Source organism: Bradyrhizobium sp. SZCCHNR1093 (assembly GCF_032381175.1).
Taxonomy (GTDB): Bacteria; Pseudomonadota; Alphaproteobacteria; order Rhizobiales; family Xanthobacteraceae; genus Bradyrhizobium.
This window is the reverse complement of sequence record NZ_JAUHJJ010000006.1, coordinates 278,746-302,928: the sequence shown is the minus strand read 5'-3', so window position 1 is coordinate 302,928 and position 24,183 is coordinate 278,746. Positions and strand designations below refer to the sequence as shown.

The following is a 24,183-nucleotide window of genomic DNA, read 5'->3' as shown; positions in this document are numbered from 1 at the left end:
CGGCCGGGTCGTGACGAATTCAGCGCCAGCGCCGCCGGCTCATCACAGCGCCCAGCGCGAAGAACACCGCCGCGCCGAGCGCAATGGTCGCCGCGCGCGCGACATCCCCCGGCACGAGCATCGCCCGCTGCGCCGCGCCCTGGCTGAAGGAGCCGCGGGTGCGGTGTAGGCGCGTCACGGGACGGTCGAGATTGTCGGTGCGATCGGGCACCAGTGGTACGTCGGTCTGTTGCCCGGCGATCGCCTTGGCAGCGAGGTAGCGGTCGAGCAAAGCGGGCGCGACGGCGTTACCGAGGATCGTGAGCAGTGTCGGCCAGCCGATCCAATATTCGCGGAAGCCGCCGTCGGCGACGCGATAGACGGCGTCCGCGATCACCTCGGGCTCCACCGGCCGGCCCATTGGTCGTGGCGTATGCGCAAGGTGCGCGCGAGCCCAGTCGAATTGCGGTGTGTTCACCGCGGGCAGGTCGACGATGCTGAGCGTGATGCCTGAGCGCTCGTGCATCAGCTCGGCCCGCAGCGAGTCGGTGAAGCCCCGGATCGCATGTTTGGCGCCGCAATAGGCCGCCTGCAGCGGAATGCCACGATAGGCGAGCGCCGAGCCGATCTGAATGATGCGGCCTTCGCCGTGCCGGCGCATCGAGCGCAGCGCCGCCATCGTGCCGTGCACGAAGCCGAGATAGGTGACCTCGGTGACGCGGCGGAACTCCTCCGGCGTGATGTCGGCCACGGTCGAGAACACCGTCTCCATGGCGTCATTGATCCAGATGTCGACCGGACCCAGGCGCTGCTCGAGCCGTTCGGCGGCCTCGAACAGCGCCTGCGCGTCGGCGACATCGACCGCCTCGTATTCGGCATGGGCAAACCGCGCCTGCAGCTCGCGCTGGACGTCGCGCAGCGCATCCTCGTCACGCGCGATCAGGCCGACGCGGTCGCCGGCCTCGCCGAAGCGTTTTGCGATGGCGCGGCCGACGCCGGCGGAGGCGCCCGTGATGATGATGGTGCGAGCTGGTCTGCGAGGCATGTCCGGTTCTCCACGCGCCCCGTCGTACAAACGTGCTGCGGCCGGCAATGTTTCGGGCCGGTCAAGCCGGCCGAATGAATTCTCCGTCAGCCGTTATCGGAGCCGTGGACTTCGACGCGCGATCCATCAGGCTCCGAGAGGGCAGGCCAGCCCCCCCGGAGATTGTGGGACAGAAAAGCTCGCTGAGCCTTGCCGGTGCGACCGGAGCTCAGCCCGGATTGGCCTTGAGGCCGGCGGCTTCGATGCCGGCGACGGCGCAGATCTCGTCATTGTCCGAAGTGTCGCCGGAGACGCCGACGGCGCCGACGAGCGTCGTGCCGTCCATGATCAGCACGCCGCCGGGCACCGGGACCATGCGGCCCTGGGCCAGCGTGTTCACGGCGTCGATGAAATAGGCCTGCTCCTGGGCGCGCTGGAACAGGGCGCGGGAGCCGAGGCCGAGGGCGAGTGCGCCGTAGGCCTTGCCGTGCGCGACCTCGGCCCGCATCAGGCTGGTGCCGTCCTGCGCGGCGGCGGCCTTCAGGCAGCCGCGCGCGTCGAGCACCATCACAGCGAGCGGCTTGAACTTCTTCTCGATGCCCTTCGCGAGCGTGGCGACGAGGATCTTGCGGGCGGTGTCGAGCGAGAGATCGGCCATGTCGGTGTCCTTGTGCTTTGTGATGCCAAGTTGGCTAGGTCATCCGTCATTGCGAGCGAAGCGAAGCAATCCAGGGTGAAAGAAAAGGTCTGGATTGCTTCGTCGCTTCGCTCCTCGCAATGACGAACATTGAGATCATGCTCCGCGGCGTTCCGACCTCGTGAATCAAGAACGCATCTGCGTCCGCTCCAGGCTCATCGCCAGGAGCTGCGCAGCGTGCACGGCGCCGCGACCGGCGCCGTCTTGGATCTGGTGGCGGCAGGAGGTGCCGTTGGCGACGATGAAGGTCGAAGCTTCTGCCTTGCGTACCGCAGGCAGCAGCGACGCCTCCGCCATCTGCAGCGAGACCTCGTAGGTCTCCGCGCCATAGCCGAACGCGCCGGCCATACCGCAGCAGGAGGATTCGATGGTCTCGACCGTGAGCTCCGGAATGAGTCGCAGCACCTGCTCGACAGGCTTGAAGGCGGCGAAGGATTTCTGATGGCAATGGCCGTGCAGCAGCGCCTTGCCGGGCAGGGGGGCGAGCGGCAGCGCGAGCCGTCCGGCCTCTGCCTCGCGCGCCAGAAACTCTTCCAGCAGCAGCGCGTGCGCGCTGATCGTCTTCGCGGCGGTATCGTCGCGTAGCGACAGCAGCTCGTCGCGCAGCGTCAGCAGGCAGCTTGGCTCCAGGCCAATGATCGGCACGCCGCGCGCTGCGAACGGCGCGTAGGTCTCGACCAGGCGCTGCAGCTCGGACTTGGCTTCGTCGACCAGACCGGCGGACAGGAACGTCCGGCCGCAGCACAGCGCCCGGCCGCCATCGGCGGGCTTGGGAACGTAGACGCGGTAGCCGCCCGCGATCAGCACGCGCAGCGCGGCGTCGAGATTTTCGCGCTCATAGACGCGGTTGAAGGTGTCGCCGAACAGCACGACCTCACGGCCATCAGCCGGACCGAACGCGTCGGCCTCGACGCGGAAGGTGTCGGTGCGGAAGGCCGGCAGCTTGCGCTTGGCGCTGATGCCCGCAACGCGCTCCATCAGCACGCGCAGGGGCGCAACATGATTGCGCAGGTTCACGAGCGGCGCGACGCGGGCGACGAGATCGGCGTAGCGCGGCAGGTAGGCGACGAGCCGGTCACGCAGCGTAAGACCATGCGTCGTTGCCCGCGCTGCCAGCACCTCGATCTTCATCTTGGCCATGTCGACGCCGGTCGGACACTCGCGGCGACAGGCCTTGCAGGACACGCACAGCTTCAGCGTTTCCATCATCTCGTCAGACGACAGCGCGCCGGGACCGAGCTGGCCGGAGATCGCGAGCCGCAGCGTATTGGCGCGGCCGCGCGTGACATCCTTCTCGTCGCGGGTGGCGCGATAGGACGGGCACATCACGCCGCCGTCGAGCTTGCGGCAGGCGCCGTTGTTGTTGCACATCTCGACCGCGCCCTGGAAACCGCCGGCGGCGCCGGGATAGGCCGACCAGTCGAGCACGGTCTTGAGATCATCGATGCGATAGTCCGGCGGATAGCGGAACAGCGAGCGGTCGTCCATCTTGGGCGGATCGACGATGCGGCCGGGATTGAGCACATTGCCGGGGTCGAAGCGCTGCTTGACCTCCTTGAAGTCGGCGACGATGCGGCTGCCGAACATCTGTTCGTGGAATTCCGAGCGCACGATGCCGTCGCCGTGCTCGCCGGAATGCGAGCCCTTGTACTCGCGCACCATGGCGAAGGCTTCCTCGGCGATGGCCCGCATCGCCTCGACGTCCTTCTCCAGCTTCAGGTTCAGCACCGGGCGGACGTGCAGGCAGCCTTCGGAGGCGTGCGCATACATGGTGCCGCGCGTGCCGTGCTTCGCGAACACGTCGTTGAGACGTGCGGTGTAGTCGGCGAGATGCGGCAGCGGCACGGCGCAGTCCTCGACGAACGACACCGGCTTGCCGGCCTCCTTCATCGACATCATCACGTTGAGGCCGGCGGCGCGGAAGTCGGCGACCGCGGTCTGCAGGGCAGGGTCTGATATCTCGACCACGCCGCCCCATTTGCGCGGCTCGTTGCTCCAGGCGAAGCCGAGGTCGCCCATCAACTCGGAGAGCTGCTTCAGCTTGGCGAGGTTCTCGTCCGTTGTCTCCTCAGCGAACTCCACCACCAGGATGGCGTCGGGGTCGCCGCGCACGGCGGCGGCGATCACTGGCTGGAACATCGCGATGTCGCGTCCAAGCCCGATCATGGTGCGGTCCACCAGTTCGACCGCGATCGGCTTCAGCTTCACAAGGTGCTGAGCCGCGTCCATGGCCGCGTAGAAGCTGCCGAAATGGCAGATGCCGAGCACCTTGGTGCGGATCAGGGGCCACAGCTTGAGCTCGATGCGGGTGGAGAAGGCGAGGGTGCCTTCGGAGCCGACGAGCAGATGGGCCAGGTTGTTGGCGGCGTTGCGCGGCGTCAGCGCATCCAGATTGTAGCCGCCGACGCGGCGCTGCACCTTGGGAAACTTGTCGGCGATCTCCGCGGCCTCGCGCTCGCCCAGCGCAAGCATGTCGCGAAACAGCGCGTGAGCGCTGTCCGGCGCGCTGACGTCACGAAGGTCTCGCGGCACCTCGCCAAAATGCGCCAGCGTGCCGTCGGCGAGCGCCGCGTCGATCGCGATGGTGTTGTCGCGCATCGTGCCGTAGCGCAGCGAGCGGCCGCCGCAGGAATTGTTGCCGGCCATGCCGCCGATCGTGGCACGCGACGCCGTCGAGACGTCGACGGGAAACCACAGGCCGTGCTGCTTGAGCTGGCGATTGAGGTCGTCGAGCACGATGCCCGGCTCGACCACGCAGGTCCGAGCCTCGACGTCGAGAGAGACGATGCGGTTCAGGTGCTTGGAGAAGTCGACGACGATCCCCTCGTTGACGGTCTGGCCGCATTGCGAGGTGCCGCCGCCGCGCGGGGTGACGATGCGGCCGTCGTCGCGGGCGAGGGCGAGCGTACGCAGTGCCTCGTCCATCGTGCGCGGCACGACCACGCCGGCCGGGATGACCTGGTAGAACGAGGCGTCGGTGGCGTAGCGGCCACGGCTGAAGCGGTCGAAGAAGATGCCGCCTGCAATCTCGGCGCGGAGCTTCTGTTCGAGCCTGGACGGACCGGCTTTGGCGTTCGGCATGGTGATCCCTGGTCGGGCCCGGCTGTCGTCTGGCGGGCCCTCTTGAGCCCCGTGTCATTCATTTCTGCAAATGCGTCAATCTGATTGCATGCAAATTTGCGCAATCCTGGGCGTCATTCGACCTTGTCCGGCTTACTTCCCGCCGTTGGCGGTTGACTCTCGCCGAAGTAGGCGATCGCGGCCGCGCCCTTGTTGCGCAGATGTTGAAACAGAATGTCGGACAGCTCGCTTCCGGCGCGCCGGCGCAGGGCGTCGAGGATCATCTCATGCTCGCGCATGGCCTCGCTCCAGCGTTCGCGCTTGCGGGCGAAATTGGCCGAGAAGCGCACCCGCCGGATGCGGCCCGCCAGGCTCTCATAGGTCGCATGAAGGGTGGCGTTGGCGGCGGCATCCACGATCGCGCGGTGGATGAGCTGGTTCATGCGGAAATAGCCCTGCATGTCCTGCCGCATGTAAAACCCGTACATATCATGATGAAACTGCTCGATTTTTTCGATCGCTTCATCCGAAATCTTCTCGCAGGCGAGGCGGCCGGCGAGCCCTTCCAGGCCTCCCATCAGGTCGAATAATTCGTGGATGTCGGCGGCGCTGAGCGGGCGCACCCGAGCGCCGCGATTGGGCAGCAGCTCGACCAGGCCTTCGGCCGCGAGCACCTTGAGCGCTTCGCGCAAGGGAGTGCGGGACACCCCCAGCATTTCGCAAAGCTGGCGCTCGGACAGGCGGCCGCCGTCGGCGACGTGGCCCTCGACGATGTAGTCGCGCAGCCGTGCCAGGATCTCGTCATGCAGCGAGGTCTCGTCCCGCGCAGGCGCAGGTCGACCACTTGGATCTGCCAATGGTGGCGTCTCGATATCGGGAATCGTGGAATTCATTTCACCCCATTGTAGCGATAGTTACAGATGTGGTCGACCTTGTGTGTGAATACGTTTAATCTCTTGCATGCTGAATAATTGAATGCAATCATTGGTGCCAGAATGCCGTCGTCGCCCGGAGCTCTGTCGTGACCCGTCCCCAAGGCCGTCATTTCTTGCATATTCCGGGCCCAAGTCCGGTGCCCGAGCGGGTGCTGCGGGCGATGGACATGCCGGTGATCGATCACCGCAGCGCCGAGTTCGCCGAACTCGGCAAGGCCGTGCTCGGTGGCTCGCAGGCGATCTTCAAGGCCACGAGCCCGGTAGTCATCTATCCGTCCTCGGGCACCGGCGCCTGGGAGGCCGCCATCGTCAACACGCTGTCGCCGGGCGACAAGGTGCTGATGGTCGAGACCGGCCACTTCGCCACGCTGTGGCGGCAGATGGCGACGCGGTGGGGAATCGAGGTCGATTTCATTCCCGGCGACTGGCGCCGTGGCGTCGATCCTGCCGTCATCGAGGAGAAGCTGGTTGCCGACGCCGGTCATCGGCTCAAGGCGGTGATGGTCGTGCACAACGAAACCTCGACCGGCGCGACCAGCCGGATCGGCGAGGTGCGCGCCGCGATCGACCGCGCCAAGCATCCGGCGCTGCTGATGGTCGACACGATTTCTGGTCTCGCCTCGGCCGACTTCCGATTCGACGAGTGGAAGGTCGACGTCGCCGTGTCGTGCTCCCAGAAGGGCTTCATGCTGCCGCCGGGGCTCGGCTTCAACGCCATCTCGGACAAGGCGCGCCTTGTTGCCAAGGCCAACAAGATGCCGCGCTCGTTCTGGGACTGGGAAGACATGCTGAAGCTGAACGCGAACGGCTTCTTCCCCTACACGCCGGCGACGAACCTGCTCTACGGTCTGCGTGAAGCGATTGCGATGCTGCTCGAGGAGGGTCTCGATCAGGTGTTCGCGCGCCACCTCAGGCTTGCGGCCGCGACCCGCGCCGCCGTCGAGCATTGGGGCCTGGAGGTGCTGTGCCAGGAGCCGAAGGATTTCTCTCCGGTGCTGACCGCCGTGCTGATGCCGCCGGGCCATGACGCAGATCAGTTCCGTCAGGTCGTGCTCGACAACTACAACATGTCGCTCGGTTCGGGCCTGTCCAAGGTCGCGGGCAAGGTGTTCCGCATCGGCCATCTCGGCGAGTGCAACGCGCTGACCCTGATGGCTGCGCTGAGCGGTGTCGAGATGGGGCTGCGTGCGGCCGGCGTGCCGCATCGTGCCGGCGGCGTCGATGCCGCGATGGCGCTGCTTGAAGAGCCATTGGAGGGCAATGCGCCGCGCCATCTGGCTGCGGTGAAATGAGGCCAAATCGCGTGCAGCAAGCTGGGACGTCCCGCTATGCCGCACTGCACAGGAGAAGGGGATTCGTGTGCATCTGAGGGATGTCAGCCCGAAGCGATCGGTGCTTGCGTCTTCTTTGTTGACGCCAGCGGTCTGGCGGGAGAAAAGCGCGGCCAGCGCGTGGGATGCCACGCCCGCGCACCAACCAAATGACCGGGGACGGACGCCAATGACTGTGCACACAGGACGGCATTTTCTTCAGATTCCGGGGCCGACCAACGTGCCCGACCGCGTGCTGCGCGCGATGGATATGCCGACGCTGGACCATCGCGGTCCCGAGTTCGCCGAGCTCGGCTTCGCCGTGCTGACTGCATCGCAGCGAATCTTCCGCACCAAGCAGCCGGTGATCATCTATCCGTCGTCGGGCACCGGCGCGTGGGAAGCCGCGATCGTCAACACGCTCGCGCCTGGCGACAAGGTGCTGATGGCCGAGACCGGCCAGTTCGCGGTGCTGTGGCGTGGCATCGCCGACAAGTTCAAGCTCGACGTCGACTTCATCCCCGGCGACTGGCGCCATGGCGCCGACATTGCGGCGATCGAGCAGCGTCTGGTCGATGACAAGGCGCACAAGATCAAGGCCGTCTGCGTCGTGCACAACGAGACCTCGACCGGCTGCCTGACGCCGCCGCTCGAGGTGCGCAAGGCGCTCGACCGGGCCGGCCACCCGGCGCTCCTGATGGTCGACACCATCTCTGGCCTCGGCTCGATGGAGTATGAGCACGACGCGTGGGGCGTCGACGTCTCCGTCGCTGGCTCGCAGAAGGGCCTGATGCTGCCGCCGGGCCTCGGCTTCAACGCCGTCTCGGAGAAGGCGCTCGCCGCCGCCAAGGCCAATCCCGGCATGCGCTCCTATTGGGACTGGCAGGAGATCATCACCTTCAACAAGCTTGGTACCTTCCCCTATACGCCGGCGTGCAATCTGCTGATGGGCCTCAACGAGGCGCTGAAGATGCTGGAGGAGGAAGGCCACGACAACGTGTTTGCGCGTCATCGCCGCCACAGCCTTGCGACGCGGGCTGCCGTCAAGGCCTGGGGCCTGGATACGCAGTGTCAGGATCCGCAGGCGCATTCGCCGGCGCTGACCGGCGTGGTCATGCCCGAGGGCCATGACGCCGATCAGTTCCGCAAGACGGTGCTGGAAAACTTCGACATGTCGCTCGGCACCGGCCTCAACAAGATCAAGGGCAAGGTCTTCCGCATCGGTCATATCGGTCACTTCAACGACTTGATGCTGATGGGCACGCTTGCAGGCGTCGAGATGGGCCTTGCGCTCGCTGGCGTGCCGCATCGTGCAGGTGGCGTGCTCGCGGCGATGGATGTCCTGAAGGCGCGCGAGGCAGCGCCGATTCCGAAGGTGGCCTGATGAACGCACCTGTGACCGGCTCCGACGATCTGATCTATGCCGTCGACGACGGCATCGCCAAGATCACCTTCAACCGGCCGCAGGCGCGCAACGCGATGACGTTCGCGATGTACGACCGGATGGCCTCTATCTGCGAGGCCATCAACGCCGATCGGTCGATCAAGGCGCTGATTCTGACTGGCGCGGGCGACAAGGCCTTCGCCTCCGGCACCGACATCTCCCAGTTTCGTGCCTTCAAGACCGCGCAGGATGCGCTCGACTACGAGGCGCGGATCGACCGCGTGCTCGGCACGCTCGAACTGTGCCGTGTGCCGGTGATTGCGGCGATCGCGGGCGCCTGCACCGGCGGCGGTGCCGGCATTGCCGCCTGCTGCGACATTCGCATCGGCACCGAGACGACACGTATCGGTTTCCCGATCGCGCGCACGCTCGGCAACTGCCTGTCGATGTCGAACATCTCACGCGTGGTCTCCCTGATCGGACCGGCGCGCACCAAGGACCTGATCTTCAAGGCCCGGCTGGTCGAGGCGCCGGAGGCGCTCGCGCTCGGTCTGCTCAACGAGATCGTGCCTGACGTCGAGACGCTGCAGACACGCGCGCTGGAGACCGCGAGGCTCGTCGCCTCGCACGCGCCGATCACCCTCGAGGTCACCAAGGAGGCCGTGCGCCGCATCCGCCGGACCCTGTCGCGGGACGAGGGCGAGGATTTGATCCTACGCGCCTATATGAGCGAGGATTTCCGCGAAGGCATGGAGGCGTTCCTCAACAAGCGGACGCCGAACTGGAAAGGCAAGTAGTCCGATGCCGTGCTTGCGACCTTATGCCGAGGAACATGAGGGCGCATCATGCTTGTGTTCTTGAACTGACCACAATAAGCCAGCAGTATCCTGGTAGGATGCAAGCTGGGGCTTCGAACGGGGAAGAAAGCACGTGCGCAAACTCATCAAGATCGCGGCCGCGACGGCGGCCTTTTTCGCAACTGCGCCGGCCTTTGCCGGCTGGGAGCCGACCAAGCCGGTCGAGATTGTCGTCGCCGCGGGCGCCGGCGGTGCATCCGACCAGATGGCGCGGATGATGCAGGCTGCCATTCAGAAGAACAATCTGCTGAAGCAGCCGGTGGTCGTGTCGCTGAAGGGCGGCGCGTCCGGGGCCGAGGCGCTGATGTACATGAAGTCCAGCGACGGCGATCCGAATAAGGTCCTGATCGCCTATTCGCTGATCTACATGCTGCCGCTGTCGGCCAAGCTGCCGTTCGACTGGCGCGAACTGTCGCCGGTCGCGGTGATCGCACTCGATCAGTTCGTGCTGTGGGACAACGTCAACGGCCCGAAGACGGTGAAGGAGTTCATCGAAGCCGCCAAAGCGTCGAGTTCTCCGTTCAAGTTGGGCGGCACCGGTTCCAAGCGGGAGGATCACGTGCTCACGGTCTTCATGGAGAAGAAGACCGGCGCCAAGTTCTCCTATCTGCCCTACAAGTCGGGGGGCGAGGCCGCGACCCAACTGGTTGGCGGGCACACCGAAGCGAACGTCAACAATCCTTCCGAGAATCTCGAAGTCTGGCGCGCCGGCCAGGTGCGTCCGCTCTGCGTGTTCGACAAGGAGCGCATCTCCTACACGACCAAGGTCACGGAGACGCAGTCCTGGAACGACATTCCGACCTGCAAGGAGCAGGGGCTGGACGTGCAATACCTGATGCTGCGCGGCATGTTCCTGCCGGGTAAGGTGACCCAGGAGCAGCAGGAGTTCTACATCGACCTGTTCAGCAAGCTGGTGCAGACGCCGGAATACAAGGACTACATGGAGAAGCAGGCGCTGAAGCCGATCTTCCTCACCGGCAAGGACATGCTGCAGTTTCTCGAAGAGGATGGCTCGCTCAACAAGCAGCTGATGACGGAAGCCGGCTTCGTCGCCAAGTGAGGCTGGGGCGGGGCGAGGGGATGAGGAGGATCGATGTCCAACGCTGAGCTCGAGATCGCCGTCGACGATCCGACCGCGCCAGAGGAGGATTCTCCGGCCGTCACCTCCACCCGGACCGTCGACGTCGCGGTGTCGCTGCTGCTGCTCGCGCTCGCGGTCGTGCTCGCCTGGGACAATTGGCGGACCGGCGCGTCCTGGGACTCGACCGGTCCGGAGCCCGGCTACTTCCCGTTCTATCTGTCGGTGATCCTCGGCGGCGCCAGCCTTTACGGGATCGGCGCCGCTTTCGTGTCGAGAAAGGAAGCGGTCGAGACCTTCGTGACGCGCGCGCAACTGCGGCGCGTGATGGCGGTATTCGTGCCGACGCTGCTGTTCTGCATCGCGATGCAGTTTCTCGGCATCTACGTCGCGAGCTTCCTGCTGATCGCCGGGTTCATGCGCCTCGTCGGCAAGATCGCGATCTGGAAATCGCTGCTCACGGCGTTGCTGTTCAGCGCCGTGATGTTCGTGACTTTCGACGTCGTGTTCGACGTGATCATGCCGAAGGGCCCACTCGAAGCGGCGTTCGGGTACTGACACCGGTCTCTCCCCCGTCATTGCGAGGAGCAACGCGACGACGCAATCCAGGGCTGCGCACTCGACTCTGGATTGCTTTGCTGCGCTCGCAATGACGAGGAAACAGTTGGAATGAAATCATGGAAGCCTTGGGTCTGCTGCTGCACGGGTTCGCGGTCCTCCTGACCTGGAAGACGCTGCTGCTGATGATGGTTGGGCTCGTGCTCGGCGTCTTCGTCGGCGTGCTGCCCGGGCTGGGGGGGCCCAACGGCGTCGCCATCCTGCTGCCGCTGACCTTCTCAATGGACCCGACCTCGGCCATCGTGATGCTGTCCTGCATCTACTGGGGCGCGCTGTTCGGCGGCGCCATCACCTCGATCCTGTTCAACATTCCCGGCGAGGCGTGGTCGGTGGCGACCACTTTCGACGGCTATCCGATGGCGCAGCAGGGCAAGGCGGCGGAGGCGCTGACAGCCGCCTTCACCTCGTCGTTCATCGGCTCGCTGGTCGCGGTGATGCTGATCACCTTCCTGGCGCCCTGGATCTCGTCCTTCGCGCTGAGGTTCGGTCCGCCCGAGTTCTTCGCGGTCTATCTGCTGACCTTCTGCTCGTTCGTCGGGCTGGGGCGTGAGGACAAGCACAAGACTGTCATCGCGATGGCGCTCGGCCTGCTGCTCGCTGGCGTCGGCATGGACACCGTGTCCGGTCAGTTGCGGATGACCTTCGGCTCGACCGATCTGTTGCGCGGCATCAACTTTCTGGTCGCGGTCATCGGCCTGTTCGGCATCAGCGAGATCCTGCTGACGATGGAGGAGCGCCTGGCGCTGCGCGGCCACGCCGCCTCGATCTCGCTGCGCACCGTACTCGCGGTGTGGAAGGACCTGCCGAAGTATTGGATGACCCTGCTGCGCTCCTCGGTGATCGGCTGCTGGCTCGGCATCACGCCGGGCGGCGCGATTGCCGCCTCCTTCATGGGCTACAACCTCGCCAAGCGCTTCTCGAAGGATCCGGACAGTTTTGGCAAGGGCCGCATCGAGGGCGTGTTCGCGCCTGAGACGGCGGCGCATGCCTCGGGCACCGCGGCGCTGCTGCCGATGCTGGCGCTCGGCATCCCCGGCTCCGGCACCGCGGCGATCCTGCTCGGCGGCCTGATGGTGTGGGGCCTCAATCCCGGCCCGCTGCTGTTCGTGGAGCACAAGGATTTCGTCTGGGGCCTGATCGCCTCGATGTATCTCGGCAATGTCGTCGGCCTCGTGCTCGTGCTTTCCACCGTGCCGATCTTCGCCTCGATCCTGCGCGTGCCGTTCGCGGCCGTGGCGCCGATGATCGTGGTGTCCTGCGCGATCGGCGCCTACGCGATCCAGAATGCGATGTTCGACGTCTGGCTGATGCTCGGCTTCGGTGTCGTCGGCTATGTCTTCAAGAAGATCAAGATCCCGCTGGCGCCGTTCACCTTGGCGCTGGTGCTCGGCAGCCGTGCCGAGGACGCGTTCCGGCAGTCGATGATCATCTCCGGCGGCAACATGAAGGTGTTCTGGGCGAACGGGCTGGTGGGCACCATAACGACGCTGGCGATCGTGCTGCTGTTCTGGCCGCTGATCGATCGTGTGATCGCGAGCTTCAGCAAGTCGGGAGCGCCGGCCGCGAAGGCCGAGGCTTAGTACGGTTTGTCGCTGATCACCCGTGCCCTGCCAGCTGGACGCCTGCGCTCGATCGGCTACGCCGCTCCTACCACGTGTAGCGCACGCTGCCCTTGCCGGCATAGGAACGGGTGACGCTCGAGAACTCGCCTTCGAACGTCGCCAAGGCGCTCCAGCCGTTCTGCCAGCTCATCTCGACCGAGGTCGTCGTCAGCGCGGAGTCGCGCGCCTGCGCGGCGCCGTTGACGACGAAGCTTGCGCCCGGCAGCGTCTGGAACGTGGCGGTCACGGAACGATCCGGATCGAAGTCGTGCGCCCGGGCGAGGCGGCCGCGCAGGGTGAGGGCGCCGTCAGGCAGCGCATAGGATCTGTCGGTGCACTGGCCAGCTCGGCGCGCGTGTTGGTGACCGTTTTTCCCGCGTAGCTCAAGGCTGAGCGTCATCCGGCCGCTGCCGGTCTTGGTGAAGCCGCCAACGCCGTAACTCGACGCCATTGTCGCTGGGAATGTCCCGGCTCTCCGGCGCCGACGCCGCCTCGGCCGCCCAGGGCATGACCGCCGTTGTCCTTTCCACCATCGCCGCCGTTGACACCTGCACCGTCACCGCCGCCCTCGATGACAGGGACCCCAGCCCCCGATGCCGCCATCGGTCGTCGCGGAGCTGATGCCGCCATTGCTGTTCGTGCCGTCGTTGCGCCGGTCGAGGGCCAGGCCAGCAACGAGAGCATGCAGAACTGCGGGATAGGGGAATTGTGACTCTTTGGGTGCACTGGGCGTTGGCGCTGTTCGCAATCGGACTGTGGCACCGCAGCCACGTCCTCAGCGCTTCGATTGCATCGACGGACCGTTGTTCGAATCGTTTCCGCGCTTCTCCAGAGGTTGTGTCTTTGCGATGACAGCATTTTAGGCAGAGCGGTGATAGGCTTCATTCATGGGCAGTTCTGAACTGCTCACGCGCGGTGCCTGATCTCTGGTCATCGCGCCCTGATGTTTCCTCCCGAGACGATCCCTTGCCCGGCGCTTGCGTCGGGCTTTTTTTTGCGTTCGGTGGATCAGAGTTCGCAGCTCATCCCGGTTGCGCCCCGAAATGAAAAAGCCTCCGTCCGGCTTCTCGGAAGGAGGCTTTGGGCAAAGGCGATGTAGGAAAGAGAGCGTGTGAACCGGAGGAAGGTCAATTGGCCTTCTCGGCCACCGGCATGTGGTACCAGTCGGACTCGTTGTCGAGCATCGTCTCGTCGAACGGCAGAGCGCCGGGGTGATTCAGAGCGGCTCCGTTGACGTCGCGCACGATGTTCATCGCCGTCAGAAACTCGTTCAACTCGGATGCGCTCATGACCCGCTACTCCTCACACGCACGGGCCCCGAGGGGGTCCGCGATCAACTGATGCGAAGAGATTAACGCGATCTTGCCTTGGCCTCAATCCGGCCAAGTCTGAAGTTCCAACGTGGTGACATCTGGGCCACAGCGGCGGGGTGCCGCAGCTTGGACATATTGCACCTGCTCACACGACGCGATGCAGTCGGAGATCGGCGATCTCGCCGTCGGTGAAGCCGAACTCGGACAGGATCTCCTCGGTCTGCTCGCCGAATTCCGGCGGCCGCGCCGCCATCCGGCTGGGCGTGCGCGACAAGGTGAAGGGCTGCGCCACCAGCGTGATGTCGCGGCCGTCGTCGTTCGGCACCGGCTGCGCCATGCCGAGATGCTTGACCTGCGGGTCCTCGAACATCTGATCGATCGCGTAGATCGGCCCGCACGGCACGCCCGCGGCATTCAGCTCGGCGACCCATTGCTCGCTCGTCTTGGCGAGCGTGCGTGCGTTGATCTCGGCGTTGAGCGCGTCGCGGTTCTTCGAACGCGCCGGTGCCGTCGCGTAGTCCGGATTGTCGATCCATTGGGAGGCACCGAGCGTCTGGCACAGCCGCTCCCAGATTCGGCCGCCGGTCGCGGCGATATTGATGTAGCCGTCGGAGGTCTTGAACACGCCGGTCGGGATGCTGGTCGGATGATTGTTGCCGGCCTGCGGCGCGACCTCCTTCTCCATCAGCCAGCGGGCGGCCTGGAAGTCGAGCATGAAGATCTGCGCCTGCAGCAGCGAGGTCTGGACCCACTGGCCCTCGCCGGAGACCTCGCGCTCGAGCAGCGCCGTGAGGATACCCATCGCGCAAGAGAGCCCTGCCGAGAGATCTGCGATCGGGATGCCCGCGCGCATCGGACCCTCGCCAGGTGCCCCGGTGATCGACATCAGCCCGCCCATGCCCTGCGCGATCTGGTCGAAACCGGGCCGCTTGGCATAGGGACCATCCTGGCCGAAGCCGGAGATGCTGCCATAGACGATGCGCGGATTGACCTTGCGCACCGCCTCATAGTCGATGCCGAGCTTGGTCTTGACGTCGGGCCGGTAGTTCTCGATCACGACGTCGGCTTTTTCGGCGAGCCGCATGAACACGTCGACGCCCTTCGGATCCTTCAGATTGAGCGTCATCGCGCGCTTGTTGCGATGCAGGTTCTGGAAGTCGGCGCCGCGGCGCGGGCCGCCAAGCGCTTCGCCGCCATCCTCCATCATGGCGTCGATCTTGATGACGTTGGCGCCCCAATCGGCGAACTGCCGCGCGCAGGTCGGGCCGGCGCGCACCCGCGTCAAATCGAGGACAGTGAAGCGGGACAGGGCTTTGGATGCGCGCGGGAAGGCCATGCGGACGAACTCCGAGAGAGGCGACATGGCTGTATAGGAGAGCGCGCGCAGCGCGACAATTGCGCGGACAGCGGTGCGTGCCGCGCTGCTCATGCCGCTGGTGCAGGGCTTCTACTTGAGCGGAACTTGCGCGCGCTCACCGCTCGTCGGCGATCACTTTGCCATCGTTGGGCAGCGTGCCTGGCGCGACCAGCTCGACTTGGCCGCTGAGCTTGGTGACGCTGCGCAGGCTGGCGGCCAGCGCCTCTTGCAGGTCGGCTGCGGGCGCCGCGCACTCGGCCTTCAGCGTCATCGCATCGGTCTCGCCGGCGCGGCTGACGACCAGCCGGAGGCGGCCGAACTCCGGATGGCGCTTGCCGATCTCGGCCACCTGCTCGGGGCGCACGAACATGCCCTTGATCTTCGTGGTCTGGTCGGCGCGCCCCATCCAGCCCTTGATCCGCATGTTGGTGCGGCCACACGGACTGAGACCCGGGAGGCCGGCGGTGAGATCGCCGAGTGCCAGGCGAATCCAAGGATGGTGGGGATCGAGCGAGGTGACGACGATCTCGCCGACATCGCCCTCCTGGACCGGATCGCCGGTGCCGGGCCGGACGATCTCGAGGATCAGGTCCTCGTTGACCACCATGCCCTCGCGTGCGGCGGTCTCGTAGGCGATGATGCCGAGATCGGCGGTGCCGAACGCCTGATAGGCGTCGATGCCGCGGGCCTTGATCTCGGCCTGCAGTGATGGCGGGAACGCCGCGCCCGACACCAGCGCGCGCTTGAGCGAGGAGACGTCGCGACCGGCGCTGGCGGCAGCATCGAGCAGGATCTTCAGGAAGTCCGGCGTGCCGCTGTAGCCGATCGGCCGGTAGGCCTCGATCAGCTCGAACTGCGCCTCGGTGTTCCCTGGCCCCGCCGGGATCACGGCGCAGCCGAGCGCGCGCGCCGAGGCATCGAAGATGAAGCCGCCCGGCGTCAGATGATAGCTGAAGGTGTTGAGCACGACATCGCCACTGCGGAAGCCCGAGGCGAACAGCGCGCGGGCGCCGCGCCAGGGATCGTTGTGCGCGGCCTCCGGCTCGAAGATCGGGCCGGGTGAGGTGAACAGGCGCGAGAACGCACCGGGCGTCTGCGCGACGAAGCCGCCGAATGGCGGCGCCGCCTTGTGCAGCGCCGGCAGCTCGGACTTGCGCAGCACCGGCAACTGCGCCAGCGCGGCGCGCGTCGTGATGTCCTGGGGATCGATGCCCTGCAGCAGCGCGGCATAGGCCGGCGCCTTCATCGCCGCGTGCAGCACGTCGGGCAGGCGGCCGAACAGATCCTGCTCGCGGGCTGCGGGATCACGGGTTTCGAGGGCGTCGTAGTGGGTCATCGTACCCAGTCCTTGAATCTTGCGGTCGTCATGCCCGGGCTTGTCCCGCGCATCCACGTCGTTCGTCGTTGCGGCTCGCGCGTGGATGGCCGGGTCAAGCCCGGCCATGACGAGGAGAGAGTTCGGCTACAGCCACCGCTTCCGCCGCTTGAAGCTCTTCAGGTTCTTGAAGCTCTTGCGCTGGTCGCCGGCGCCGCCGAGGTAGAACTCCTTGACGTCCTCATTGTCGCGCAAGCTGTCGGCGGTGCCGTCGAGCACCACCTTGCCCTGTTCCATGATGTAGCCGTGGCTGGCGACCGACAGCGCCGCGCGCGCGTTCTGTTCGACCAGCAGGATGGTGACGCCGAGATCGCGGTTGATCTCCTTGATGATCGCGAACACCTCCTTGACCAGCAGCGGCGACAGGCCCATCGACGGTTCGTCCATCAGGATCATCTTCGGCCGTGCCATCAGCGCCCGTCCGATCGCCAGCATCTGCTGCTCGCCGCCGGAGAGATAGCCCGCGAGGCCGGTGCGCTCCTTCAGCCGCGGGAAATAGTTGAACACCATCTCGATGTCGCTGTTGACCTCGCGATCGCTGCGCGTGAAGGCGCCGAGCTTGAGGTTCTCCAGCGAGGTCATGTCGGAGACGATGCGGCGTCCTTCCATCACCTGGAAGATGCCGCGACGGACGATCTTCTCCGGATCGATGCCGTCGATGCGCGCGCCGTCGAACATGATCTCGCCGCGCGTGACCTCGCCGTCCTCGGTCTTCAGCAGGCCAGAGATCGCCTTCAAGGTCGTCGACTTGCCCGCGCCGTTGGCGCCGAGCAGCGCGACGATCGCCCCCTTGGGCACGTCGAGGCTGAGGCCGCGCAGCACCAGGATGACGTCGTCATAGACGACCTCGATGTTGCGGACGGAGAGCAGGGGGGCGGGTGCCCCAGCAGTTGCGGCCGTCCGCAGATTTTCCAGTGTATCGGTCATGGCGACACTCTATCCGTCGTCATGCCCGGGCTTGACCCGGGCATCCACGCCTATCAGCGTGTGAAGCAAGACGTGGATGGCCGGGAGATTGTGCAAAGACGCGCTTCGCGCTTCTGCCCGGCCATGGCGCTGGTGTAAGGAACTACCACCCAGCCCATTCGGCTTTGCGCGGCAGCTCGATGGTCTTCACCTTCTCGAGCTTGATCACGCCCTTGGCCATGAGCTCGTTGAGGTCGCCATCCGTCGGACCCGTCACGCGCACGCGATAGAGGTCGACTTTCATGGTGCCGCGGTGGTCCTTCTCGGTCCAGGTCGAGGGGCTGCAGACGCCTTCCATCCCTGCGGGCACCCAGTCCTTCTTCTGGTAGAAGCCCTTGGCGACGTTCTCGCCGGTGGCGCCGCCGTTCTTCGCAGCCCACTCGATCGCCTCCTTCATGTAGAGCGACGAGCAGACTGCGGCGACGTAGTGCACCGGGCGGTAGACCTTGCCGGTCGGGTCGGACATCTTCGAGATTTCCTGCACCGTCTTCATGCCCGGCGCATCGCCGCCCCAGGCCACCGAGGTGCGCAGCGGAAAGACGACGCCGTTGGCGGCATCGCCCGCGGTCTTGGCGGCGTTCTCGTCCATGCCCCAGACGTTGGACAGGAACTGCACCTCGACGCCGGCATTCTTGCAGGCCTTCATCACCGAGATGTCGGAGGCCGCGGTGTTGCCCAGATAGGCGTAGTTGGCGCCGGAGCTCTTCAGGCTCAGGCACTGCGCGCTGTAGTCGCCGGGCGCCAGCGCGAACACCAGCGGCGGCAGCACCTCGAAGCCGAGCTCGGTGGCGAGCGCTTCGCCCGCGGCCTTCGGCGCGTTGGGATAGGGGTGGTTGGCGCCCATGTGGACGAATTTCGGCTTGCCCGGCTTGCCCTTGGCCTTCCAGTCCTCGGCCGCCCAGGTCAGCTCGGCGCGCAGCGCGTCCGAGTAGCTCGGGCCGTAGAAAAAGTTATACGGGGCGGGCTTGGCCTTGCCGCTGGTGCCTTCGGGGTCGGTCAGCGCGGCGGCGTAGGAGCCCGACATGTCAGGGATCTTGTCGTTGGCGAGGAAGCCGGTCAGCGCCTCGGTGTCCGCGGTGCCCCAGCCCATGATCGCCGCGACCTTGTTGTCCGGCGCCGACCACTTCTTGTACAGCGCGATCGCGCGCGGCACCTGGTAGCCATAGTCGTTGCTATCGACCGCGAGCTGCTTGCCGCCGATGCCGCCGTTCTTGTTGACCCAGGCGAAGCTGTCGACGACGGCCTGGCCATAGGGTGTACCGACGTCGGACGTGCCGCCCGACAGATCCTGCAGATGGCCGATCGCGATCTGCTGCGCCTGCGCCGTTGAAGCGAAGGCGCCTGCGAGCAGCGCGAGAGCCGCCGAGCCCAGCAATGATTTCATCGTCATAGTGCTTCCTCCTGTGGTGCGTTCGGGCCGGATTGTCGCCGGTCCCTGTTGGTTGAGTTCAATGTGAGAACGGATAGAGCTTCCAGTATGTCTTGATCTGTCGCCAGCGATGCGCCAACCCGTCCGGCTCGAACATCAGGAAGGCGATGATGATCAGGCCGATTGCGATCTCGCGCAAAAAAGTGATGTTGTTGTTGAGCGCGAGCGCCTTGTCGATGGCACTGCCCTTCAGATTGTGGCTGAGCCACTCCATCGATTCCGGCAGCAGCACGACGAACGCGGTCCCCATCAATGTGCCCATGACCGATCCGGTGCCGCCGATGATGATCATGGCCAGGAAGAGGATCGAGCGCTCGATGCCGAAACCCTCCTGCGAGATCACGAGCTGGTAATGCGCATAGAGCGCGCCGGCAATGCCGGCGAAGAAGGCGGCGAGGCCGAACGAGAGCGTGCGATATTTGGTCAGGTTGATGCCCATGATCTCGGCGGAGAGATAATGGTCGCGGATCGCGATCAGTGCGCGGCCGTCGCGGGTGCGCATCAGGTTGGTGACCAGGAGGTAGCAGGCCACGACATAGGCCAGCACGACATAGAAATATTGCCGGTCGCCGCGCAGCGTGTAGCCTAGAATCGAGAACGGATTGGCCGAGGCCGGCACCGATCCGCCGGAGAACCATTCGGCGCGGGAGAAGAAGTCGAGCAGGATATATTGCGCAGCGAGGGTGGCGATGACGAGATAGAGCCCCTTCAGCCGCGCTGCCGGAAGGCCGAAGATCAGACCAACGAGGGCCGTGATCACGCCCGCGAGCGGGATCGCGAAGAACACCGGGATGGCATAGGTGTTGTTGATGTAGGCCGAGGTGAAGGCACCGAGCAGGAAGAAGCCGGCCTGGCCGATCGAGATCTGGCCGGTGAAGCCGACCAGGATGTTGAGGCCAAGCGCCGCGATCGCAAAGATGCCGATCTGGATCGAGACCGACAGCCAGTATTCGGAGAACACCTGCGGCGCGAAGCACAACAGGATCACGCCCGCAATCGCGAAATTGCGGCTGGTTCTGGTCGGGAAGATCGTGGTGTCGGCCGTGTAGGAGGTGCGGAAGTCACCGGCGGGGATGGTGGAACGTGCGACCATGGCGGGCTCTATCTCGCCTGAGGCTTGAATTGCGTCATGGGCTCGCCCTTCTTTTTTGTTTGAGCACGATCGTTACCGAAAACCGGCCTCCACTTTTCGGCGATCATGCTCATATCCGTTCGATGTCTTTGGTGCCGAACAGGCCGTAGGGCTTGATCATCAGGATGATGATCAGGACGTAGAACGGCGCGATCTCGTAGAGATTGCCCCAGTGCAGATACTGGCTGTCGACATATTGCGCGATGTTCTCCAAGAGGCCGATGATGATGCCGCCGAGCACGGCGCCGCCGACGGAGTCGAGGCCGCCAAGGATCGCCGCCGGAAACACCTTGATGCCGTAGGCCGACAGGCCGGAGGAGACGCCGTTGACCACGGCGACGACGACGCCGGCCACGGCGGAGACAGTCGCCGAGATCGCCCAGGCCATCGCGAACACGTTCTTCACGGAGATGCCGAGCGACTGCGCGACCTGCTGGTTGAAGGCGGTGGCCCGCATCGCCAAGCCATATTTGGACGCTTTGAAGAACCACGCCATGCCAAGCATCATCAGGACCGACACCACGAGGCTCATGACATAGACCGTTTGGATTTGCAGTCCGAACAGGTCGACGGACGTGCTGGCGAACACCGGCGGGAACGGCTGCGGGTTGACGCCGAACATCCATTTCAGCGCCGCCTGGAACACGGTCGACAGACCGATCGTGACCATGATGACGGAGATGATGGGCTCGCCGATCATCGGCCGGAGGATCACGACCTGGATCACGATGCCGAACGCGAACATGAAGACCAGCGTGAGCGGCATGCCCACCCAGAACGGCACTTGATATTTCGTCAGCAATGCCCAGCACACCCAGGCGCCGATCAGGAGCAGCTCGCCTTGCGCGAAATTGACGACCTGCGTCGCCTTGTAGATCAGCACGAACGACATCGCGACCACGCCGTAGAGCGTGCCGACCACGAGGCCGTTGACGAGGAGTTGGAGGAGGAAGGCGGTGTTCATGATCGGTCTCACTCGTCATCGCCGGGCTTGACCCGGCGATCCATCGCATCAGAGATTTTCGCAATAGGATGGATGCGCGGGTCGAGCCCGCGCATGACGATCTCATGTGACGGAAGACTCATCACTCCGCGGCCTCCGCCATGGGTCCATGGCCGCCGAGGTCGACGACCTTCAGCGTGGTGCGGATGCGCTGGGTGGTGCCGTCCTGGAAGCGGATGACGGTGTCCACCGGGATGTCCGGCTTGCCGCCATAGATCCCGTCGATGATGCCGGCGTATTTCTCGTTGATGACGCTGCGGCGGACTTTGCGGGTGCGGGTCAGCTCGCCGTCGTCGGCGTCGAGCTCCTTGTAGAGCAGGAGGAAGCGGGCGATGCGCTGCGCCGGGGGCAAGGTCGCGTTGACCGTTTCCACTTCCCGCTGCAGCAGCGCATAGACCTCGTTGCGCGAGGCGAGATCGGAGTAGGTGGTGAACGCGATGCGGTTCTTCTCCGCCCATTTCGAGATGATCGAGTAGCGGATGCAGATCATCGCCGCCAGATGCTCGCGGCCGGCGCCGAGCACGACGGCTTCCGCAATGTAGGGCGAAAATTTCAGCTTGTTCTCGATATATTGCGGCGAGAAGCGCTCGCCGCGTGCGGTCTCGGCGAGATCCTTGATGCGGTCGATGACGACGAGCTGCTTCTCTCGGTTGAAATAGCCGGCATCGCCCGAGTGCATCCAACCGTCCTTGACGTCGGCGGTCGAGGCCTCCGGGTTCTTGTAGTAGCCCAAGAACATGTTCGGGTGGCGCACCAGGATCTCGCCGATGCCCTGGCTGTCGGGCTGGTCGATCTTGATCTCGATGTCCTGGGACATCGGCACGCCGGTCGTGTCGGGATCGACCTTGTCGTCGGGGTGCAGCGTGTAGGCCCCCAGCAGCTCGGTCTGGCCGTAGAGCGTGCGCAGGGGCACGCCCATGGCGCGGAAGAACTTGAACGTGTCGGGCCCGAGCGCGGCGCCGCCGGTGGCGGCCGAGCGCAGCCGGGTGAAGCCGAGCCGGTCGCGCAGCGCACGGAACAGCAGCAGATCGGCAAAGCTCGAATGCTGACCCTTCCCCAGCGCGGCGAGGCCGGTCGACATGCCCAGATGATAGAGCCGCTGCTTCAGCGGCGAGGCGTCCATGACGGCGGCACGAACGTCGGCCGCGATCTGCTCCCACACCCTTGGTGCGAACAGCACGAAGGTCGGCGCGATCTCGCGGAAGTCGTTCATCATCGTATCGGGCTCTTCGACGAAGTTGACCTTCATCCGGCAGAGCAGACCTTTGCCGAGCACATAGACCTGTTCCATGATCCAGGGCAGCGGCAGCACCGAGACGTATTCATCGTTGGGGCCCTTGGGATCGAAGCTGAGATAGGTGGCGCAGTGTTTCAGCACGCGCGCCGCTGAGAGCATCGCGAGCTTGGGATGCGATGTCGTGCCCGAGGTGGTGCAGAGGATCGCGACGTCATCGCCATTTGTCGCATCGACCATGTGGTCGTAGAGGCCGGGCTCGCGCGCCGCTCTGTTGCGGCCGAGCTCGGCGAGCTTGTCGGCCGGCAGCAGCCGGGGATCGTCATATTTGCGCATGCCGCGCGGATCGGAATAGACGATGTGCTTGAGCACCGGCACGCGGTCGGCGAGGTTCAAGAGCTTGTCGACCTGCTCCTCGTCCTCGGCGAAGACCAGCCGCGCCTCGCCATAGTTCAAGAGATAGGCCGCCTCGTCATCGAGCACATCGCGATAGAGGCCCAGGCTCAAGGCCCGGATCGCGTGGGTCGCGATTTCGGCCGCGACCCAGTCCGGCCGGTTGTCGCCGATGATTCCGACCACATCGTCCTTGCCGAGCCCGAGCTCGACCATGCCGAGCGCGAAATCGCGCACGCGCGCCTGGTAGTCGGCCCAGGTGAAGGTGCGCCACAGCCCGAGATTCTTCTCGCGCAGCGCAATCTCCTTGCCGTGCTCGCTTGCATTGAGGCGCAGCAGCTTCGGATAGGTGTCGGCCTGCCGGACGCGCCCTGCATAGTCCATCATGCCGCGTCCTCCGCGATGGACGGCGCCTCGTCGGGATCGACCAGCAGCTCGTCCTCCTCGCCGAGATAGGCGCGCTTGACGTGGGGATCGGCGAGCACGGCGGCCGGGTCGCCTTCGGCGATCTTGCGGCCGAAATCGAGCACCATGACGCGATGGGAGATGTCCATGACCACGCCCATGTCGTGCTCGATCATCACGACCGTCATGCCGAATTCCTCGTTGAGGTCGACGATGTAGCGCGCCATGTCCTCCTTCTCCTCGAAGTTCATGCCGGCCATCGGCTCGTCGAGAAGGATGAGATGCGGCTCGAGCGCCATCGCGCGCGCCAGCTCGACGCGCTTGCGCAAACCGTAGGAGAGGGTGCCGGCCGGCGCCTTGCGCACCGACTGCAGGTCGAGGAAGTCGATGATCTGCTCGACCTTCTCCCGATGCTTCAGCTCCTCCCGCCGTGCGCCGGTGAGCCAATAGAGCGAGCCGGTGAGGAAGTTGTTCTTCAAAAGGTGATGCCGCCCGACCATGATGTTGTCGAGCACGCTCATGTGGTGGAACAGCGCGAGGTTCTGGAAGGTGCGGCCGATGCCGATGTTGGCGCGCGCGCTCGGCGGCAGGCCGGTGATGTCGCGGCCGCGATGGAACAGGCGGCCCTCGGTCGGCTTGTAGCGGCCGGAGATGCAGTTGACGATCGAGGTCTTGCCGGCGCCGTTGGGGCCGATGATCGAGAACAGCTCGCCTTCGCGCACGCCGAAGCTGACGTCGGTCAGGGCTCTCACCCCACCGAAACGCAGCGAGACTCCGCGCGCTTCCAACGTATAGTCCAAGTCGTCCTCCCGAACTGTCTTCGGCGCTTGGCGCGCTCTTTAGGCATTGTGTCGTGCGACGTTGAGTTCGTCGCATCGGTTGCAATCCTATCCCGGGCATCGGTTCCGCGCCATCCGACGAATGACGGGCCACCCGAGCGGGTGCATTTTGCCGCATCTCAGGCGCGCGTCATCCCGTCCCAGGATGCGCGAGTCGAAGGCGGTGGTCCTCGATAGGGGAAAGCGCTATCAGG

20 protein-coding genes are annotated in these 24,183 nt (G+C 65.2%); 6 read left to right on the top strand and 14 right to left on the bottom strand.

All coding sequences use genetic code 11. The features are described 5' to 3' along the window. Positions 1 to 19: 19 nt before the first annotated feature. The 4 genes from QX070_RS21350 to QX070_RS21335 all read right to left on the bottom strand — a co-directional run bounded on the left by QX070_RS21350 (position 20) and on the right by QX070_RS21335 (position 5,653). Positions 20 to 1,024 (bottom strand): SDR family oxidoreductase, encoded by a 1,005-nt coding sequence (locus QX070_RS21350; RefSeq protein ID WP_315739019.1) that lies wholly within the window; start codon positions 1,022 to 1,024, stop codon positions 20 to 22. Positions 1,025 to 1,232: 208 nt separating this feature from the next. After that, positions 1,233 to 1,661, bottom strand: coding sequence for a GlcG/HbpS family heme-binding protein (locus tag QX070_RS21345; RefSeq protein WP_315739018.1), 429 nt, complete (start codon positions 1,659 to 1,661; stop codon positions 1,233 to 1,235). A 165-nt stretch (positions 1,662 to 1,826) separates the two neighbouring features. Further along, positions 1,827 to 4,781 (bottom strand): FAD-binding and (Fe-S)-binding domain-containing protein, encoded by a 2,955-nt coding sequence (locus QX070_RS21340; RefSeq protein WP_315739017.1) that lies wholly within the window; start codon positions 4,779 to 4,781, stop codon positions 1,827 to 1,829. A 113-nt stretch (positions 4,782 to 4,894) separates the two neighbouring features. Then, positions 4,895 to 5,653 (bottom strand): GntR family transcriptional regulator, encoded by a 759-nt coding sequence (locus tag QX070_RS21335; protein ID WP_315739015.1) that lies wholly within the window; start codon positions 5,651 to 5,653, stop codon positions 4,895 to 4,897. Positions 5,654 to 5,781: 128 nt separating this feature from the next. Between QX070_RS21335 and QX070_RS21330 the strand changes: the two genes are divergently transcribed. From QX070_RS21330 to QX070_RS21305, 6 genes are all read left to right on the top strand, one after another. Next, a complete protein-coding gene (locus tag QX070_RS21330) occupies positions 5,782 to 6,987 on the top strand; it encodes an alanine--glyoxylate aminotransferase family protein (RefSeq protein WP_315739014.1) in 1,206 nt (401 codons plus the stop codon). Positions 6,988 to 7,195: 208 nt separating this feature from the next. After that, on the top strand, positions 7,196 to 8,389 hold the full coding sequence (locus tag QX070_RS21325) for a pyridoxal-phosphate-dependent aminotransferase family protein (protein WP_315739013.1): 1,194 nt from the start codon (positions 7,196 to 7,198) through the stop codon (positions 8,387 to 8,389). Continuing rightward, positions 8,389 to 9,186: an enoyl-CoA hydratase/isomerase family protein gene (locus tag QX070_RS21320; RefSeq protein WP_315739012.1), complete on the top strand. Its 798-nt coding sequence runs from the start codon at positions 8,389 to 8,391 to the stop codon at positions 9,184 to 9,186. The genes QX070_RS21325 and QX070_RS21320 overlap by 1 nt, the downstream gene beginning before the upstream one ends. A gap of 133 nt (positions 9,187 to 9,319) precedes the next feature. Then, on the top strand, positions 9,320 to 10,306 hold the full coding sequence (locus QX070_RS21315) for a tripartite tricarboxylate transporter substrate binding protein (protein WP_315739011.1): 987 nt from the start codon (positions 9,320 to 9,322) through the stop codon (positions 10,304 to 10,306). Positions 10,307 to 10,339: 33 nt separating this feature from the next. Then, positions 10,340 to 10,882: a tripartite tricarboxylate transporter TctB family protein gene (locus QX070_RS21310; RefSeq protein ID WP_315739010.1), complete on the top strand. Its 543-nt coding sequence runs from the start codon at positions 10,340 to 10,342 to the stop codon at positions 10,880 to 10,882. Between the two features lie 119 nt (positions 10,883 to 11,001). Continuing rightward, positions 11,002 to 12,522, top strand: a complete 1,521-nt coding sequence (locus QX070_RS21305; RefSeq protein WP_315739008.1) for a tripartite tricarboxylate transporter permease — start codon at positions 11,002 to 11,004, stop codon at positions 12,520 to 12,522. Between the two features lie 67 nt (positions 12,523 to 12,589). On the opposite strand, the gene QX070_RS21300 is transcribed toward QX070_RS21305, so the two are convergent. The 10 genes from QX070_RS21300 to QX070_RS21255 form a co-directional block, all read right to left on the bottom strand. Further along, positions 12,590 to 12,943, bottom strand: coding sequence for an autotransporter outer membrane beta-barrel domain-containing protein (locus QX070_RS21300; RefSeq protein WP_315739136.1), 354 nt, complete (start codon positions 12,941 to 12,943; stop codon positions 12,590 to 12,592). A 727-nt stretch (positions 12,944 to 13,670) separates the two neighbouring features. Beyond that, the gene (locus tag QX070_RS21295) at positions 13,671 to 13,832 is read right to left on the bottom strand and encodes a hypothetical protein (RefSeq protein ID WP_315739007.1); all 162 of its coding nucleotides are present in this window, start codon (positions 13,830 to 13,832) and stop codon (positions 13,671 to 13,673) included. A 169-nt stretch (positions 13,833 to 14,001) separates the two neighbouring features. Further along, positions 14,002 to 15,192 carry a CoA transferase gene (locus QX070_RS21290; protein ID WP_315739006.1) on the bottom strand — a complete coding sequence of 397 codons (1,191 nt, stop codon included), beginning with the start codon at positions 15,190 to 15,192 and terminating at the stop codon, positions 14,002 to 14,004. A 136-nt stretch (positions 15,193 to 15,328) separates the two neighbouring features. After that, on the bottom strand, positions 15,329 to 16,549 hold the full coding sequence (locus QX070_RS21285; RefSeq protein ID WP_315739005.1) for a phenylacetate--CoA ligase family protein: 1,221 nt from the start codon (positions 16,547 to 16,549) through the stop codon (positions 15,329 to 15,331). Between the two features lie 126 nt (positions 16,550 to 16,675). Further along, positions 16,676 to 17,515, bottom strand: a complete 840-nt coding sequence (locus tag QX070_RS21280; protein ID WP_315739004.1) for an ABC transporter ATP-binding protein — start codon at positions 17,513 to 17,515, stop codon at positions 16,676 to 16,678. Positions 17,516 to 17,657: 142 nt separating this feature from the next. Continuing rightward, entirely contained in the window at positions 17,658 to 18,944 is a 1,287-nt protein-coding gene (locus QX070_RS21275; RefSeq protein ID WP_315739002.1) for an ABC transporter substrate-binding protein, read from the bottom strand. 58 nt (positions 18,945 to 19,002) lie between these two features. Next, positions 19,003 to 20,076: a branched-chain amino acid ABC transporter permease gene (locus QX070_RS21270; protein ID WP_315739001.1), complete on the bottom strand. Its 1,074-nt coding sequence runs from the start codon at positions 20,074 to 20,076 to the stop codon at positions 19,003 to 19,005. Between the two features lie 109 nt (positions 20,077 to 20,185). Then, on the bottom strand, positions 20,186 to 21,079 hold the full coding sequence (locus tag QX070_RS21265) for a branched-chain amino acid ABC transporter permease (protein WP_315739000.1): 894 nt from the start codon (positions 21,077 to 21,079) through the stop codon (positions 20,186 to 20,188). Positions 21,080 to 21,200: 121 nt separating this feature from the next. Then, on the bottom strand, positions 21,201 to 23,132 hold the full coding sequence (locus QX070_RS21260; RefSeq protein ID WP_315738998.1) for a long-chain fatty acid--CoA ligase: 1,932 nt from the start codon (positions 23,130 to 23,132) through the stop codon (positions 21,201 to 21,203). Beyond that, the gene (locus QX070_RS21255; RefSeq protein ID WP_315712912.1) at positions 23,129 to 23,950 is read right to left on the bottom strand and encodes an ABC transporter ATP-binding protein; all 822 of its coding nucleotides are present in this window, start codon (positions 23,948 to 23,950) and stop codon (positions 23,129 to 23,131) included. Before QX070_RS21255 ends, QX070_RS21260 begins: the two co-directional genes overlap by 4 nt. Positions 23,951 to 24,183: the final 233 nt, after the last annotated feature.

What these genes read in the sequence shown, in the direction of transcription:
- QX070_RS21350 (WP_315739019.1), bottom strand. Translation starts at nt 1,024, where the DNA reads ATGCCTCGCAGACCAGCTCGCACCATCATCATCACGGGCGCCTCCGCC.
- QX070_RS21345 (WP_315739018.1), bottom strand. Translation starts at nt 1,661, where the DNA reads ATGGCCGATCTCTCGCTCGACACCGCCCGCAAGATCCTCGTCGCCACG.
- QX070_RS21340 (WP_315739017.1), bottom strand. Translation starts at nt 4,781, where the DNA reads ATGCCGAACGCCAAAGCCGGTCCGTCCAGGCTCGAACAGAAGCTCCGC.
- QX070_RS21335 (WP_315739015.1), bottom strand. Translation starts at nt 5,653, where the DNA reads ATGAATTCCACGATTCCCGATATCGAGACGCCACCATTGGCAGATCCA.
- QX070_RS21325 (WP_315739013.1), top strand. Translation starts at nt 7,196, where the DNA reads ATGACTGTGCACACAGGACGGCATTTTCTTCAGATTCCGGGGCCGACC.
- QX070_RS21320 (WP_315739012.1), top strand. Translation starts at nt 8,389, where the DNA reads ATGAACGCACCTGTGACCGGCTCCGACGATCTGATCTATGCCGTCGAC.
- QX070_RS21310 (WP_315739010.1), top strand. Translation starts at nt 10,340, where the DNA reads ATGTCCAACGCTGAGCTCGAGATCGCCGTCGACGATCCGACCGCGCCA.
- QX070_RS21305 (WP_315739008.1), top strand. Translation starts at nt 11,002, where the DNA reads ATGGAAGCCTTGGGTCTGCTGCTGCACGGGTTCGCGGTCCTCCTGACC.
- QX070_RS21300 (WP_315739136.1), bottom strand. Translation starts at nt 12,943, where the DNA reads ATGACGCTCAGCCTTGAGCTACGCGGGAAAAACGGTCACCAACACGCG.
- QX070_RS21295 (WP_315739007.1), bottom strand. Translation starts at nt 13,832, where the DNA reads ATGAGCGCATCCGAGTTGAACGAGTTTCTGACGGCGATGAACATCGTG.
- QX070_RS21290 (WP_315739006.1), bottom strand. Translation starts at nt 15,192, where the DNA reads ATGGCCTTCCCGCGCGCATCCAAAGCCCTGTCCCGCTTCACTGTCCTC.
- QX070_RS21285 (WP_315739005.1), bottom strand. Translation starts at nt 16,549, where the DNA reads ATGACCCACTACGACGCCCTCGAAACCCGTGATCCCGCAGCCCGCGAG.
- QX070_RS21280 (WP_315739004.1), bottom strand. Translation starts at nt 17,515, where the DNA reads ATGACCGATACACTGGAAAATCTGCGGACGGCCGCAACTGCTGGGGCA.
- QX070_RS21275 (WP_315739002.1), bottom strand. Translation starts at nt 18,944, where the DNA reads ATGACGATGAAATCATTGCTGGGCTCGGCGGCTCTCGCGCTGCTCGCA.
- QX070_RS21270 (WP_315739001.1), bottom strand. Translation starts at nt 20,076, where the DNA reads ATGGTCGCACGTTCCACCATCCCCGCCGGTGACTTCCGCACCTCCTAC.
- QX070_RS21265 (WP_315739000.1), bottom strand. Translation starts at nt 21,079, where the DNA reads ATGAACACCGCCTTCCTCCTCCAACTCCTCGTCAACGGCCTCGTGGTC.
- QX070_RS21260 (WP_315738998.1), bottom strand. Translation starts at nt 23,132, where the DNA reads ATGATGGACTATGCAGGGCGCGTCCGGCAGGCCGACACCTATCCGAAG.